The organism is Helicobacter ailurogastricus (genome assembly GCF_001282945.1).
Taxonomy (GTDB): Bacteria; Campylobacterota; Campylobacteria; order Campylobacterales; family Helicobacteraceae; genus Helicobacter; species Helicobacter ailurogastricus.
Genome location: NZ_CDMG01000002.1, coordinates 336,537 through 350,129, shown reverse-complemented (window position 1 = coordinate 350,129; position 13,593 = coordinate 336,537). Strand labels below are relative to the sequence as shown.

General features: G+C 46.8%; 16 protein-coding genes. 13 read left to right on the top strand and 3 right to left on the bottom strand.

Going from position 1 to position 13,593, the window contains the following annotated elements; translation table 11 throughout:
• Positions 1–6 precede the first annotated feature (6 nt).
• Together HAL07_RS01880 and HAL07_RS01875 are read right to left on the bottom strand one after the other, a co-directional pair.
• Positions 7–558 (bottom strand): outer membrane protein, encoded by a 552-nt coding sequence (locus tag HAL07_RS01880; protein WP_053945042.1) that lies wholly within the window; start codon positions 556–558, stop codon positions 7–9.
• A gap of 103 nt (positions 559–661) precedes the next feature.
• A complete protein-coding gene (locus tag HAL07_RS01875; protein WP_053941652.1) occupies positions 662–1,063 on the bottom strand; it encodes a hypothetical protein in 402 nt (133 codons plus the stop codon).
• Positions 1,064–1,122: 59 nt separating this feature from the next.
• Between HAL07_RS01875 and recG the strand changes: the two genes are divergently transcribed.
• The 8 genes from recG to HAL07_RS01835 all read left to right on the top strand — a co-directional run bounded on the left by recG (position 1,123) and on the right by HAL07_RS01835 (position 7,830).
• Positions 1,123–3,003: an ATP-dependent DNA helicase RecG gene (gene recG, locus HAL07_RS01870; protein WP_053944887.1), complete on the top strand. Its 1,881-nt coding sequence runs from the start codon at positions 1,123–1,125 to the stop codon at positions 3,001–3,003.
• Between the two features lie 100 nt (positions 3,004–3,103).
• Positions 3,104–4,621 (top strand): cytochrome-c oxidase, cbb3-type subunit I, encoded by a 1,518-nt coding sequence (ccoN, locus tag HAL07_RS01865; protein WP_199766988.1) that lies wholly within the window; start codon positions 3,104–3,106, stop codon positions 4,619–4,621.
• Between the two features lie 10 nt (positions 4,622–4,631).
• A complete protein-coding gene (ccoO, locus tag HAL07_RS01860) occupies positions 4,632–5,333 on the top strand; it encodes a cytochrome-c oxidase, cbb3-type subunit II (protein ID WP_053944886.1) in 702 nt (233 codons plus the stop codon).
• Positions 5,334–5,537, top strand: a complete 204-nt coding sequence (locus tag HAL07_RS01855) for a cytochrome c oxidase, cbb3-type, CcoQ subunit (RefSeq protein ID WP_053941655.1) — start codon at positions 5,334–5,336, stop codon at positions 5,535–5,537.
• A gap of 2 nt (positions 5,538–5,539) precedes the next feature.
• A complete protein-coding gene (gene ccoP, locus HAL07_RS01850; protein WP_053944885.1) occupies positions 5,540–6,406 on the top strand; it encodes a cytochrome-c oxidase, cbb3-type subunit III in 867 nt (288 codons plus the stop codon).
• Positions 6,406–6,600 carry a DUF4006 family protein gene (locus tag HAL07_RS01845; protein ID WP_053941766.1) on the top strand — a complete coding sequence of 65 codons (195 nt, stop codon included), beginning with the start codon at positions 6,406–6,408 and terminating at the stop codon, positions 6,598–6,600. The genes ccoP and HAL07_RS01845 overlap by 1 nt, the downstream gene beginning before the upstream one ends.
• Before the next feature lie 128 nt (positions 6,601–6,728).
• The gene (locus HAL07_RS01840; protein ID WP_238374458.1) at positions 6,729–7,295 is read left to right on the top strand and encodes a hypothetical protein; all 567 of its coding nucleotides are present in this window, start codon (positions 6,729–6,731) and stop codon (positions 7,293–7,295) included.
• Complete coding sequence (locus tag HAL07_RS01835; RefSeq protein WP_053941658.1) at positions 7,285–7,830, top strand: hypothetical protein; 546 nt, start codon at positions 7,285–7,287, stop codon at positions 7,828–7,830. Before HAL07_RS01840 ends, HAL07_RS01835 begins: the two co-directional genes overlap by 11 nt.
• Here HAL07_RS01835 and HAL07_RS01830 read toward each other — a convergent pair.
• A complete protein-coding gene (locus HAL07_RS01830; RefSeq protein WP_053944883.1) occupies positions 7,827–8,642 on the bottom strand; it encodes an outer membrane protein in 816 nt (271 codons plus the stop codon). The two genes, HAL07_RS01835 and HAL07_RS01830, sit on opposite strands and share 4 nt — an antisense overlap.
• Before the next feature lie 182 nt (positions 8,643–8,824).
• Here HAL07_RS01830 and HAL07_RS01825 point away from each other — a divergent pair, with 182 nt between their 5' ends.
• The 5 genes from HAL07_RS01825 to HAL07_RS01805 all read left to right on the top strand — a co-directional run bounded on the left by HAL07_RS01825 (position 8,825) and on the right by HAL07_RS01805 (position 13,579).
• Positions 8,825–10,570 (top strand): BspA family leucine-rich repeat surface protein, encoded by a 1,746-nt coding sequence (locus tag HAL07_RS01825; protein WP_082355799.1) that lies wholly within the window; start codon positions 8,825–8,827, stop codon positions 10,568–10,570.
• 118 nt (positions 10,571–10,688) lie between these two features.
• Complete coding sequence (locus tag HAL07_RS01820; RefSeq protein ID WP_053944882.1) at positions 10,689–11,249, top strand: DUF1104 domain-containing protein; 561 nt, start codon at positions 10,689–10,691, stop codon at positions 11,247–11,249.
• Between the two features lie 34 nt (positions 11,250–11,283).
• On the top strand, positions 11,284–11,724 hold the full coding sequence (locus HAL07_RS01815) for a DUF1104 domain-containing protein (RefSeq protein WP_238374457.1): 441 nt from the start codon (positions 11,284–11,286) through the stop codon (positions 11,722–11,724).
• A 120-nt stretch (positions 11,725–11,844) separates the two neighbouring features.
• On the top strand, positions 11,845–13,302 hold the full coding sequence (locus tag HAL07_RS01810; RefSeq protein ID WP_053944881.1) for a catalase: 1,458 nt from the start codon (positions 11,845–11,847) through the stop codon (positions 13,300–13,302).
• Between the two features lie 73 nt (positions 13,303–13,375).
• Positions 13,376–13,579, top strand: a complete 204-nt coding sequence (locus HAL07_RS01805; protein ID WP_104741714.1) for a hypothetical protein — start codon at positions 13,376–13,378, stop codon at positions 13,577–13,579.
• Positions 13,580–13,593: the final 14 nt, after the last annotated feature.

Sequence of the window (13,593 nt, the reverse complement as noted above, 5' to 3'; positions counted from 1 at the left end):
AATCCTTTAAAAATACCAAGTGTGGGACACGAAAATGCTGTAATTACGCACAAATTTAGAGCCAATCTCGGTGTCAAAGGGGAATTTCACCCCAAACTCAAAAGACACATCGTGGTAGAGAATCACAGTCTGGAAGCGCACGCCCACTTGCCCCAAGAGCCTAAAATAAGTCCCTTTGAATGAAAAGCTTGTAAAAGAGCGGTAATTTTCCACAAAGAAATTTTCCGAAAACTTCGAAGTCGTCCAAGTGTTGCCCGCCACCATCATCCCATAAAAGAGCCCCCAAACATTGAGGGGGTTTTTGTTGTACTCGATCAATAAGTCCGCCCCCACTCCATAAGTGAACATGTTTGTTTCGATGTTGGCTTTTCTTTTGTCTAAGATCACATATCCATAGTCCAAAAAGCCATAGTAGCGGGTGTAAAACCAGCGATTTAGAGGGTTATACTCGTAGCCATAGACAATGCTTGCCCCCTCAATGGTGCGCACATTTCTAACGGGAACACCATTTTGGTAGGTGTAAAATTGCATCGTACCGATCTGAAATTGGCTGAGCAAAAAAGTTCGGCTTTTGGCAGCCCGCATGGGGAGCAGTGAAGCACTGAACGCACCCAACACAAAGGCAAGCTTGCGTGTCAAGTTTAGGATGGTCGTCCTTAGGCTAGTAGTTGTGGTTTAAAGGTGAAGCCAAGTTATCCTCGTGGTTGGACCAGTTTTGGAGGATGTTGTTGTTTTGGGGAGTGTAGATCGGACCTGTGCCCTGTGTGGCTTCTTGGATCGCATTTTCTTCATCCACAATGCGATCGATCTTCTCGGTTGTTTTGGCATCATCGATCTTGTGTTCTAGGCCAGACTCCAAATCCGCACTCTTGTCGGGATTAACAGGAGTCATTTTATTGAGTGCCTTAGAGTCGGCATCTTTGGCTTGGTTTAAGACCTTAGCGTCCGCGGGCTTGGCTTGTTGGCTAGAGGTTTTGCTTGTGTCCTTGCACGCCTGCAAGCCAAAAACCCCCATAGTAGCCAAGATAGAAGAGCCTAAAAAGCGTAAGAGTTTGGAGTTCATCCACTTCCTTTTTGGGCTATAATAACCATGCTTTATTAAATCTAAGTTAAAGATTAGCCATGTTGCAGACAGAACAGGGGGGGATCAACCCTAAGTTAGACTTGGGCGTGGGTTTGCCCCTAGCCCATTTCTTAGAGATCATCTTAAACCCTCCCAAGGCTTACACCCCCTATGCCCTGCTCGACACTTTAGAGCCGGGGGCTATGGGTTGCATAGAAGTTGCGTATATGAGTATGCACGCGGGCAGAGTCTTAAAAATCCAAACCCAAGCCAAAACAACCGGGCAAACTTTAGAATTGATTTGTTTTAACCACACCTCCTACCACCTTAAAGTTTTCAGACAAAAAAGCTATTTTGTCTATGGCAAGTTAGGCACAAGCCCCTACACAAATGCCCTACAAATGACAAACCCCAAAATCATAGACAAGCCTAACACCATAGCCATGCGCTTTGACAAGGATTGTAAAAAACTTGCCGCCTTTCTTAAGCAAGACCAATACAAAACCTACCTTGACTTTTGCCTAAATACACTCACACCCCAGAATTTACACCAGCTCGAAAGCATCGGCGTACCCTTAGAGGTTGTGCAAAATTTATGCGAAATTTTCCACCCCACAATGGCTTTTGCTCTAGCCTACAACGCCCATAAAGGCTTGCCCCATCCACACCTACAAGCCCTAAAATACATAGAAGCCCTATCTTACATGTGTGCTCTAAAGTCTAAAACTTTTGATTTCCCCGCTAAGTTTAGCCAGCATGCCAACACAAAGGCCTTGCAAGAGTTTTTAGACAATTTGCCCTTTAAGCTCACGCCGGACCAGCAAAAGGCCATCGCCAATATCCAGCAAGACATGCAGGGTTTTAAAGCCACAAAACGCCTCGTGATGGGTGATGTGGGCTGTGGTAAAACGATGGTGATTTTAGCCAGCGTGGCTTTGTGTGCCCCCTATAAAAGCCTGTTAATGGCCCCCACAAGCATTTTGGCCAAGCAAATTTACAACGAGGCTCTTAAATATTTGCCCGCCAGCATCAAGCCCTTGTTGCTCCTAGGCGGGACAAATGGCAAGCAAAAAGAAGCCTTTAGCGAGGCGGACTTTATTGTTGGCACAACCGCTTTGCTCTACGCCCCCCTAGACACTTCGCAAGTCGCTTTAGTACTCAGCGATGAACAACACCGTTTTGGCACGAAGCAACGCCACACCTTGCAAGCTCTAGCCACACAAGCGGGTAGCAAGCCCCATTATTTGCAATTTTCTGCCACGCCCATACCCAGAACCCTAGCAATGATGGGGGCTAAATTCATCGCCACAAGCTTTTTAAAAGACAAACCCCACACAAAGAACATACAAACCCGCATTGTCGATAAACCCCAGTTTAACGCCCTTTTAACCCACATTAAAGCCGAGATCGCCGCGGGCAAACAGGTGGCCATCATTTACCCTCTAGTGGAGGAGAGCGAAAACAAGGACTATCTCTCTTTAAAAGAGGGCGCGCCCTATTGGCAAAAACGCTTTGAAAATGTCTTTGTGGTGAGTGGCAAGGACAAGGACAAAGAGGACATCATGGAGGACTTTGCCAAAAAGGGGCAACTTTTACTCGCCACAACCTTAATTGAAGTGGGAATCAGCCTACCCAAGCTCTCCACGATTGTCGTTGTGGGGGCTGAACGCTTAGGGCTAGCGACCTTGCACCAGCTAAGGGGCAGGGTGGCAAGGCTTGGGGGCAAGGGTTATTGCTATCTTTTCACCCACAACCTTACAAACCCCCGCTTACACGACTTTAGCCAAACCACGGATGGTTTTGAAATCGCAAATTTAGATTTAAAATACCGCCACTCAGGGGATTTGCTAGAGGGCACGCAACAAAGTGGGGACGCTTTTCGTTTTTTAGATTTAAGCCAAGATGCGCCCTTAGTAGAGGAAGTGAGCGCGCTTTTTTAGTCCGATGGCCTAAAAGCCACAAGGGACATTAAATTAAACGCCATCGATACAATTTGTGCTATAATGTCTGATTGCGTGATATTTTAATGAAGGAGAATGTATGGATGTAGGCATCCCACAGGGTTATGCTAGCAGTGCTTCAGTGTCAGCAACAGCTAAAACTTCCGCTGAGTACGACTATTCGATTGCCCGACTATTCATCATTGCCATGATCGCCTTTGGGGTCATTGGCATGTTAGTTGGAGTGATCTTAGCTTTTCAGCTAGCCTTCCCTAAACTCAACTATATTTTAGGTGAATACAGCATTTTTGGGCGTTTGCGGCCTGTCCACACAAATGGCGTGATCTATGGTTTTACGCTGGGTGGGATTTGGGCAAGTTGGTATTATATTGGACAAAGGGTCTTAAAAATTACCTATCACGACTATCCATTCTTAAGAGTGGTGGGCTACCTGCATTTTTGGCTTTGGATTGTAACCCTAATCTTGGGCGTGGTGAGCTTGTTAGGCGGAATCACCCAAAGCAAGGAGTACGCCGAACTTGCATGGCCTTTAGACATTTTAGTCGTGGTGGTGTGGGTCTTGTGGGGCATTAGCATGTTTGGGAGCATGGGGGTTAGACGCGAAAACACGATTTATGTTTCGCTGTGGTATTACATCGCCACTTATGTAGGCATCGCCGTGCTCTACATCTTTAATAACCTTTCCATCCCCACTTATTTAGTCGCCCACACAGGTAGCCTTTGGCACTCTATTTCTATGTATGCGGGCAGCAACGATGCTTTGGTGCAATGGTGGTGGGGGCACAACGCGGTGGCCTTTGTTTTCACTAGTGGGGTGATCGGCACGATTTACTACTTCTTGCCTAAAGAAAGCGGACAGCCCATTTTCTCTTACAAGCTCACTCTATTTTCTTTTTGGAGCTTGATGTTTGTTTATATTTGGGCTGGCGGACACCACTTGATCTATTCCACCGTGCCCGATTGGGTGCAAACCTTATCTTCTGTGTTCTCTGTGATTTTGGTCATCCCCTCGTGGGGCACGGCCATTAACATGCTCTTGACTTTGCGGGGGCAATGGCACCAGCTCAAAGAATCTCCCCTCATTAAGTTCTTGGTTTTAGCCAGCACCTTTTACATGCTCTCCACTTTAGAGGGCTCCATTCAAGCCATCCGCTCGGTCAATGCCCTAGCGCACTTTACCGACTGGATCATCGGGCATGTGCATGACGGCGTGCTCGGTTGGGTGGGCTTTACCTTGATCGCGGCGGTTTATCACATGGTGCCCCGTGTGTTTAAAAGAGAAATTTATTCTGCCAAACTCATGGATGTGCAGTTCTGGCTGATGACTTTAGGCATTGTGCTTTACTTCTCCTCCATGTGGATTGCGGGCATCACGCAGGGGATGATGTGGCGCGATGTGGATCAATACGGCAACTTGGTGTATCAGTTTGTGGATACTGTGCGGGTGTTGATCCCCTATTATGTGATCCGTGGCTTGGGTGGCAGTTTATATCTCGTGGGCTTTTTCATCTTCCTTTACAATGTGCTGATGACGATCCAAAAAGGGCGCGTTTTAGAAAAAGAGCCCGCCTACGCCACGCCTATGGGCATGCACTAAGGAGCGCACCATGTTTTATTTTTTGGAAAAAAACCCTTTCTTTTTTACGCTCGCTTTTGTGGTCGCCTTTGCAGTGGCCGGGGTGGTCGAAATTTTGCCCAACTTCTTTAAATCCGCCCGCCCCATTGAGGGGTTAAAACCCTACAGCATTTTAGAAACCGCCGGGCGGCAGGTGTATATTAATGAGGGGTGCTATAATTGCCACTCCCAGCTCATCCGTCCCTTTCAAGCTGAAGTGCAACGCTACGGGGCTTACAGCTTAAGTGGAGAATATGCCTACGATCGCCCCTTTTTGTGGGGGTCTCGGCGCATTGGCCCCGACTTGCACCGCGTGGGCGATGTGCGCACCACCGCTTGGCATGAAAAACACATGCTAGAGCCCACCAGCGTAGTGCCCGGTAGCATCATGCCCGCCTATAAGCATTTGTTTAAAAAAGATGCAGATTTTGACACCGCCTTTGCAGAAGCCTACACCCAAAAAGAGGTCTTTAAAGTGCCTTATGACAAACCCGGAGGGGTGCAACTGGGCGATATGCAAGAGGCCAAAAAGCTTTTCTTAGAGGAAGCTAAAGGCATTGTTGAGCGCATGCAAGACCTTGAAGTGAAGGCCGCACTTAAAGAGGGGCGGGTTAAAGAAATTGTGGCCCTCATCGCCTATTTAAATAGTCTAGGGCAAGGGCGCATTGAAAAACCCAGCGCAAAGGGGCAATAAATGGACATCGACACTCTAAGAGGCTTTGCTTACGCCTTTTTCACGGTCTTATTCACGCTCTTTTTGTATTTTTACATTATATCTATGTATGTGAAAGACAAAAAGGGGATCACGGATTACGAGCGTTACAGCCAGCTGGCCTTGCAAGATGAGCTAAACGATGCGCCCATCGAGCCTCGGCACTTATCTCATAAAAAAGGCTAAAGATGGATATTTTGAAGGATCACATTAATTTGTTTGCGCTGGGGGCAGCCCTTGTGATTTTGGTTGCCACACTTAGCATGAGCTCTTCTCTCTTTAAGGCGATGCGCGAAAGTAAGGCAGACGGCGAGCTTTATGGGGGCAAGGATCACAGCTATGATGGCATTGGAGAGTTTCTCAACGACATCCCCACAGGTTGGATCATCAGTTTTTTAGCCATCATCGTTTGGGGGCTTTGGTACATCTTTATGGGTTATCCCATGTCTGGTTTCTCTCAAATCGGCCAGTACAATAAAGAAGTCGCCACTTATAATAAAAACTTTGAAGCCCGTTGGCAAAATCTTAAAGAAAAAGACTTGGAGCAAATGGGGCAGGGCATTTTCTTGGTGCAGTGCTCACAATGCCACGGCTTAGAGGCCACAGGGCTTAACAACACCGCTAAAAACCTTGTCAATTGGGGCAAAGAGGAGGGCATTGAGGAAGTGATCGCGCAGGGCTCGGTGGGCTTGGGTTATCAAGCCGGCGAAATGCCCCCTTTAGGTCTTAGCCCCGAAGATTCTAAGGCTGTGGCTAGTTATGTCATGGCAGACATTTCAGCTTTGCACCACACCAAAAACCCGCAATTGGTCCAAAAAGGGCAGGCCATTTTCCAAAGCACTTGTGCGAGTTGCCACGGGGCTGATGGCAAGGGACAAGGGAGCATGGCAGCGGATCTAACCCGCTATGGCACCCCCGCCTTTTTACAAGAAGTGCTTGACAAGGGCAAAAAAGGGCACATCGGGGAGATGCCTAGCTTTGCTTACCGCCACTTTAGCCCCACGCAAGTGAAGGCGTTGGCAACTTATATCCAATCCCTACAAGGAGATGAATGATGAATGGGTTATTTGGTTTAAACGGGATTTTAGGCAACCTCTTGGTGGTGGTTATTTTGTTGATCTTGGTGGCTTTTTTGGGCCTTAAGGCCGTGCACATCCAGCAAGAGGAGGCGACCCACTACTACAAGCTAGACACCCAAAGCCTACAAATGTTTGGCAACAAACACGAATTTTACAAAGTGAAGGAGTAGCGCATGTTTACAGGGATGGAAAAATTGCTAGGGCTTTTTTTAATCGCCTTGTTTGCCATCACGGTTGTGCTTTACTTCGCTCGCCCCTTTCTCTTCGCCGTGTGAAGCTCTTTAGGGCTTGCCTGCTTTTGGCGGGCTTTTTACACGCCGGGGACTTCGTGCTAGACAACGAAGCGGGGCATTTGGTCCCCAAAAGTGTGGAGCTTGTGCAAGAAGTGTCTAGTGAGCTGTTTAGCAAAACGGGGGTTTCTTTTGTGTTGTTTTTGGCCGACACGCCAGATACCCACACAAAACAAGGGCGGCTAGCCTACCAACAAGCCAAATTAAAAGACCTGCACCGCCCCTTTGTTGCTCTTTTTGCCCATTTTGGAGCGCAAAAAATAGACATTCTAACTGATCCAAAGGACTTAATCCCCACAGAGCGTATTTTTTTTGAGCGCATCGCCCCCTTTTTGCCTAAAGAGTGGGGCACAGACACAGCTAAAAACAACGCCCGCTTTTCCTTTGCCTTGCTCAATGGCTACACCTATATGGCCGATGCCATCGCGCGCAAATACCACATACAACTAGCGAACAACATTAAAGAGGAGTATTCTAACAGCGTGGTTAAAACCACGCTCTACATTTTGCTCTGCTCGCTTCTAGCCCTCTTCTTTTACGGCTATTTTTTTGGAACAAGAAAACATGGACACTAAAGAAAAAAACTATTGGCCTCTTGGCATTTTGTCTATTTTATTTATTGGACTAGGCTTGGTTGTGGCTTTGGTGGTTGTGGCGATCAAATACACCCCCCAAAGCGACAATTCTTATTTGCACCAGCACACCTACACCGACAGCCACATTAACGGCATGCTGGCTGCCTACAATGCCTTTAAACAGGCCTACGGCCTTGAGCTCGTCAGTGGTGGCCAAAAACTCGAACCGCTTTTCCCCTTTTATTTAAACCAAAACACGCCTCTACTTTGGCTCTCCAACCGGGGCAACCATTTAGGCCTGCAAGTGCGTTATAAAGACCCAAAAGCCCCCACTCTTATTTTTAGCGTGTCGGTTTTAAGGAGCAAACAAAAACCCTTGACTTTAGACAATATCCTATGCGAAACACAAGAAAAAGGGAGCACCTGCCAGCTGCCCCCTTTTAATCTCCCCTTAAAAGGGCGTTACCAAATCATGGTGAAGATAAATTTTAAAGGCGAAGAGCTCCCTCTCATCCAACCCGCTTTTGTGCGCTAGAAAGTGAAGGCGTAATTGACATACCAAGAGTAGAGTCGGCGGATGTAGAGCGTGCCATCGTTTTTGGTTTCCAAGAAAGGGTTGTTGCGCATCATAGGAAACTTCACGCCCGCTTCAATGCTACTGTGCTTTAAGATACGCAAACGCCCCCCCACATTAAAAAGGAATTGAAAACCGGTGGCTTTTTTATTCACACCCATATAGCGCAAGGCCACATCGCTAAAATCAGGTGTAGCCAGAATCCAAGAATTGCCGGCAAATTGTATGCCCCCTATGACCCCCAAAGCCATCATCTTGTTGCTGATGAAATTCACCATCAAATCTCCCCCCCCACCATAGGTGAGCATGTTGGGCTGTAAGGGCTTCTTGCTCCCCACCATTTGCTGTAAAATGCCCATGACATTCACAGAACACTGCGGTATGACACTTCCGGGCACTACGGGAGGGACGGCGGGATGGCCGGACACAGGTGGTGTCAAACCCCCCGGCAAGCCCCCACCCCCGGGCATTTTACAATCTACGGGGTTGCCCCCTGAAGCGCCGTTGTTGGCAAATTCTATCCCCGTCGTGTGGGCGTAGTCAAAGAATCCATAAACCTTAAAACCGAAGTATTTATTCGCAAAAATTTGATAACCGATTTGCAAACCAAAACCCTTTATGGTGGAGGTTGTGGTGCTGCTATCTTTACCCGTGCTGCGCACTTGTGCCTTACCTTGTTGGTAACCGCCCTCAAGAAAAATACCACTCTCTTCAGCGTTTAAGAGACCGACCAAAGCCGGCAAAACCATCCAAGAATATTTAGAGCAACGCATACTAACTCCTTTGATTGTCGTAGCCTTATATCGGTTATAGACACTTAAACTATAACACAAGCCAAACGAGGCCATCTTAAACGGCCTCAAAAAAGCGCAAAATTGGGTTGTTTAACATTTTTTATGTTAGAATGTTAAAAATTTTTTTGCTCTCTGCGATCATCTCTTCTGTGGGAGTGTTTATGTCTAGTCGATCCGCATTTATATGCTTGCTTTTTTTAGTGGGGTTTTTCCCTCTAAGAGCGCAAATCTTTGTCCCAAAGGACAAAACCACGTTGCAAAATCTCTTGCAAAACCCCCATATTCCCTTAACCCAAATCAATACCCACTACATTAAGGACATGAGTTATTTATTTTGTCTGCAAGGCCCCTTAGCTAAAAAGGGTATATGCACGCCTTATCGTGAAGACTTTAAGGGGATTGGCAAATGGGATGTGAGCCATGTAGAAAACATGGAGGGAATGTTTATGAATCAAATGCGCTTTAACGAACCCCTGCGCTCTTGGAACACTTCTCGGGTGAAAAACTTTAGCTACATGTTTGCCAACGCCACTAGCTTTAACCAGCCCATCAATAATTGGAACACCTCTAGGGGGGTGGATTTTAGCTACATGTTTGCCAACGCCACTAGCTTTAACCAGCCCATCAATAATTGGAATACCTCTAGGGGGGTGGATTTTAGCTACATGTTTTACCACGCTAGAGCCTTTAACCAGCCTCTATCACGCTGGAATCGTAAGCACATTGCCACCCCCAAGAACTTTAGCTACATGTTTGCCAACGCCACGCATTTTAGGCAAGACATCAGCCAGTGGAAAAACCTAGAACAGGCCAACACACAAGGGATTTTTTTAGGCTCACCCCTAGAGGGCACAAAAATCCAAAGCCAAAAAACACGCAAAACGCTCCACACCCAAGCGCAAAGAGAAATGCAGGGCATGTCTCCTCCCAATGTCCTTCGATACTTGCACTACCCGCAAACCAAGGCCGAACTCACCGCTTTGATCAATGACCCTAAAATCCCACTAGCAAGCATTGACACGAGTCTAATTGAGGACATGAGCTATTTATCTTGTGATAAAAACAACACTTACGCCCGCTTAAAGCAACTCCCCATTAAAAACGGCAGTTTGTGGGCTAAACAAGATAAAGAATATAGCCAGCTGCTCAATCTTTTTGAGAATTGCCACACAAGCAGTACCCGTACAGATTTAAACGGCATTGAAACATGGAATGTGAGCCATGTTAAAAATATGGAAGCCATGTTTATGGGGCGGGAGGTGAATGTAGCTTTAAACAGCTGGGACACAAGTGGCGTTACAAACATGAAAGGCATGTTTGCTTTGGCTTCTTTCAACCAGCCCTTAGACGATTGGGAGATGCAACATGTGCAAGACACAAGCTTTATGTTCTATGGTTGCAGAGACTTTAACCAAAATCTCAACCATTGGAATGTCGAGTATGTCCGCAACATGAGTTACATGTTTAGCCTGACTTATAGTTTTAATGGGGACATCACCCATTGGAAACTCTCTAACGCCACGAATTTACAGGGCATGTTTAAATACGCCACCGCCTTTAACCGCCCCATTCAAGGTTGGGATGTAAGCCATGTGGAAAACATGTCCTACCTTTTCTATGGGGCCTTTGCCTTTAACCAGCCCTTGAATGAGTGGGACACCAGCCATGTAACCGACATGCATAAAATGTTTTTCTTTGCCAAAAGCTTTAACCAGCCCTTAGACGACTGGGACATCACCCATGTACGCAACATGTACCAAATGTTTGCCTACGCCAAAAGCTTTAACCAAGATTTGAGCGGGTGGCGCTTACACAACGCCAACACCCGTTGCATGTTTTTTCAAGCCATCAAAATGCGCTCCCCCTCGCCTAAAACATTTTTTAAGAGCATTGGTAGTTGTGGTTAATTTAGGCCACAATCCCCCACATAAAATCGCTCTCAAAGCGCATTGTTAAGCTGGGATTTAAGTAAGAGTAGATAGAATCCAGCTTGTTTTTATTCTACAAATTCCACAAAGGTAGTTTATGCGTCAATTTGCAAAGATTTTCGTAATGGGTTTATTGGCTTTAGGTGTTGCACACGCAGCAGAGGATTTTTCTAAGCTTAGTAAAAAAGAATTTATCCAAAAAGCGGGCACAATGCACGATGCTGAGGATGTGATTCAGTACCGCATTGAAGTGGCTAAACGCGCGAAAGCGATAAAATCCCCCAAAGCTAGGGCTAAGTTTAAACACCAAGCGAAGAAAACCGCCGAAGCCAACTTCGCCAAAATGAGTGCGGAAGACTTCAACAAATTGCGTGAAGAAGTGGCCGAAGAGCTCGAAAAAATGAAAAAAGAACACAAACCTCAGGAATTGAAGGCTATGGACTTGGCTAATGTTGAAGTTTGTAAAGGTGAAGAGCACAAAATGTGGTGCTCTCCCAAACATGAACATGCCAAAAAAGGCCACAAAAGAGGCGAACACCACGCCCATAAAAAAGAGCACAAAGACGAACATGGCGAAGAGCATGGCAATAAAGCAGAGCACGCTCCCGCTAAAGATGCGCCTGCTGCACCTGCTGATAAACCTGCAGCTCACGAATAATTCTTGAGGGTCTAGCCCACACATAAGGAGTTTCATGCTAATGGTAAATAAGATGAAATTAGGTGTCGCCGCTTTAGTGATGGCGGGATTGTGCAATAGTCTGCTCGCCGGTTCAGGGGCTTTTGAGAGCAAAAGCGATAAAGAGCTCATTGAGATGGCAGGTAAGGTCGCACCCGAACAAGTGCCCGATTACCGCATGGAGCTTTATAAACGCAGCAAGCACATGGATGCCAAACAGCGCAAAAAGTTTTTCGAAAAAGTCATGGCCTCAGCGGACAAAAACACCGCAAACATGACAATGGAGGATTTTGACAAACGCATGGAGGCTATCCGTGCCGCTATCAAAACTAGGGTTGCCAAAATGACAAGGGCGCAGTTTAAAGAAAGCGGCTTGTTTTGGGGGCACGGCATGGGCCCTCTTGGTCTCCGCAGTTGCCATTGTGGCGAGCACAAACCACCCAAACCCAGCCATTAGTTACAAGCTGTAACGCTTAAAGGGGCTTTTTAGCCCTCTCTGCCTTTTTTAGTCGAATCTTCCGTTTTTTATATTATCCTTTGCTATGGGTTTTCCCAAATTTTTAAGTAAAGGATTTTTATGAAAAAAGATGTTTTTCTCACCAACGCCACGGGCGCACCCATTGGATCTAACCAAGATGTACTCACCGCTGGACCCAGAGGACCGGTTTTACTCCAAAATACTTGGTTCTTAGAAAAACTTGCCCACTTTGATCGCGAGCGAATCCCCGAGCGCGTGGTGCATGCTAAGGGCAGTGGGGCTTATGGGACTTTAACGATCACCAGCACCGAAATCGCCAAATACAGCAAAGCCAAACTTTTCAGCCAAGTGGGCAAACAAACCCCTTGCTTTTTGCGCTTCTCCACCGTGGCGGGCGAAAAGGGTTCGGCCGATGCCGAGCGCGATCCTAGGGGCTTTGCGCTCAAACTCTACACTGAGGAGGGCAACTGGGACATTGTGGGCAACAACACTCCCGTGTTTTTTATCCGCGATCCTTTAAAATTCCCCGACTTCATCCACACCCAAAAACGCCACCCTAAAACCAATCTAAAAGACGCGACTATGGTTTGGGATTTTTGGAGTCTCACGCCCGAGAGTTTGCACCAAGTGACGATTTTAATGAGCGATCGGGGCATTCCTAAGAGCTACCGCCACATGAACGGCTATGGCAGCCACACCTTTAGCCTCATCAACGAGAAAGATGAACGCTTTTGGGTGAAATTCCACTTTAAAACTTTGCAAGGCATAAAAAATTTAACCAGTCAAGAGGCGGCAAAGATTCGCATGCATGACATGGACTCGCACCAAAGGGATTTATTTGAAGCCATTGAAAATAAAGACTTCCCCAAATGGCGTTTTTGCGTGCAAATCATGCCAGAAAGCGATGCCAAAAACTATAAATTCCACCCCTTTGATGTAACCAAAGTGTGGAGTCATAAGGACTACCCCCTCATTGAAGTGGGGATTTTGGAGCTGAATAAAAACCCTGAAAACTACTTTGCCGAAGTGGAACAAGCCGCTTTCAACCCCGCCCATGTGATCCCCGGCGTGGGTTATAGCCCCGATCGGATGTTGCAAGGACGGCTCTTTGCCTACGGCGACACGCAGCGCTACCGCCTAGGCATCAACCACAGCCAACTGCCTGTCAATGCTCCCAAATGCCCCTTTGCAACTTCTTCAAGGGATGGCTTTATGACAAACGGGCACTATGGCGCAATGCGCAATTACGAACCCAGCTCACTGCCCGGTTACAAAGAATCCCCCCACGCTAGAGAGCCCAAGCTCGAGCTGGCTAAACTTGCCGATGAAATGGCCATCTATGCCTATAACTTTAGGGATTATGACAGCGACTACTACACCCAAGCTGGCGATCTCTTTAGATTGATGCCTAAAGATGAGCAAGAGCGCACTTGCCAAAATGTCGCCGACGCCATGCAGGGTGTACCTAATGACATCATCAGCCGCCAATTAGAGCACTTTAAAAAGGCCGACAGCCACTACGCCCAGCGCATTGAAGAGTTGTTGAAGAAACATTAGTTTTTAAAGGAGGGGGCTACCATCGATACACCGAATTTTGCTGTCCTTGCGTGATCTTGTCTTAGGAGAGAGAATGAAGTTTTTTGAGGCATATAAAACTCGTTTGTTCTTGATTTACTGGGTGCGTTGGATGGTTTCGGCGGTGGTGATGCTGCCCTTCATGCTCTTGTTTGAGTGGATGCACACCCCCCTTTGGCTCAATCTCTTTATCGGGCAAACCATCGGTGCAATCATCTTTTTTAAAATCGATAAGTTTATTTTCCGCTCCAAAAACTAGCTTTTTTGCAGATT

What these genes read in the sequence shown, in the direction of transcription:
- HAL07_RS01845 (WP_053941766.1), top strand. Translation starts at nt 6,406, where the DNA reads ATGAATGGGTTATTTGGTTTAAACGGGATTTTAGGCAACCTCTTGGTG.
- HAL07_RS01830 (WP_053944883.1), bottom strand. Translation starts at nt 8,642, where the DNA reads ATGCGTTGCTCTAAATATTCTTGGATGGTTTTGCCGGCTTTGGTCGGT.
- ccoN (WP_199766988.1), top strand. Translation starts at nt 3,104, where the DNA reads ATGGATGTAGGCATCCCACAGGGTTATGCTAGCAGTGCTTCAGTGTCA.
- HAL07_RS01835 (WP_053941658.1), top strand. Translation starts at nt 7,285, where the DNA reads ATGGACACTAAAGAAAAAAACTATTGGCCTCTTGGCATTTTGTCTATT.
- HAL07_RS01810 (WP_053944881.1), top strand. Translation starts at nt 11,845, where the DNA reads ATGAAAAAAGATGTTTTTCTCACCAACGCCACGGGCGCACCCATTGGA.
- HAL07_RS01815 (WP_238374457.1), top strand. Translation starts at nt 11,284, where the DNA reads ATGCTAATGGTAAATAAGATGAAATTAGGTGTCGCCGCTTTAGTGATG.
- HAL07_RS01875 (WP_053941652.1), bottom strand. Translation starts at nt 1,063, where the DNA reads ATGAACTCCAAACTCTTACGCTTTTTAGGCTCTTCTATCTTGGCTACT.
- ccoP (WP_053944885.1), top strand. Translation starts at nt 5,540, where the DNA reads ATGGATATTTTGAAGGATCACATTAATTTGTTTGCGCTGGGGGCAGCC.
- recG (WP_053944887.1), top strand. Translation starts at nt 1,123, where the DNA reads ATGTTGCAGACAGAACAGGGGGGGATCAACCCTAAGTTAGACTTGGGC.
- HAL07_RS01820 (WP_053944882.1), top strand. Translation starts at nt 10,689, where the DNA reads ATGCGTCAATTTGCAAAGATTTTCGTAATGGGTTTATTGGCTTTAGGT.
- HAL07_RS01855 (WP_053941655.1), top strand. Translation starts at nt 5,334, where the DNA reads ATGGACATCGACACTCTAAGAGGCTTTGCTTACGCCTTTTTCACGGTC.
- ccoO (WP_053944886.1), top strand. Translation starts at nt 4,632, where the DNA reads ATGTTTTATTTTTTGGAAAAAAACCCTTTCTTTTTTACGCTCGCTTTT.
- HAL07_RS01805 (WP_104741714.1), top strand. Translation starts at nt 13,376, where the DNA reads ATGAAGTTTTTTGAGGCATATAAAACTCGTTTGTTCTTGATTTACTGG.
- HAL07_RS01825 (WP_082355799.1), top strand. Translation starts at nt 8,825, where the DNA reads ATGTCTAGTCGATCCGCATTTATATGCTTGCTTTTTTTAGTGGGGTTT.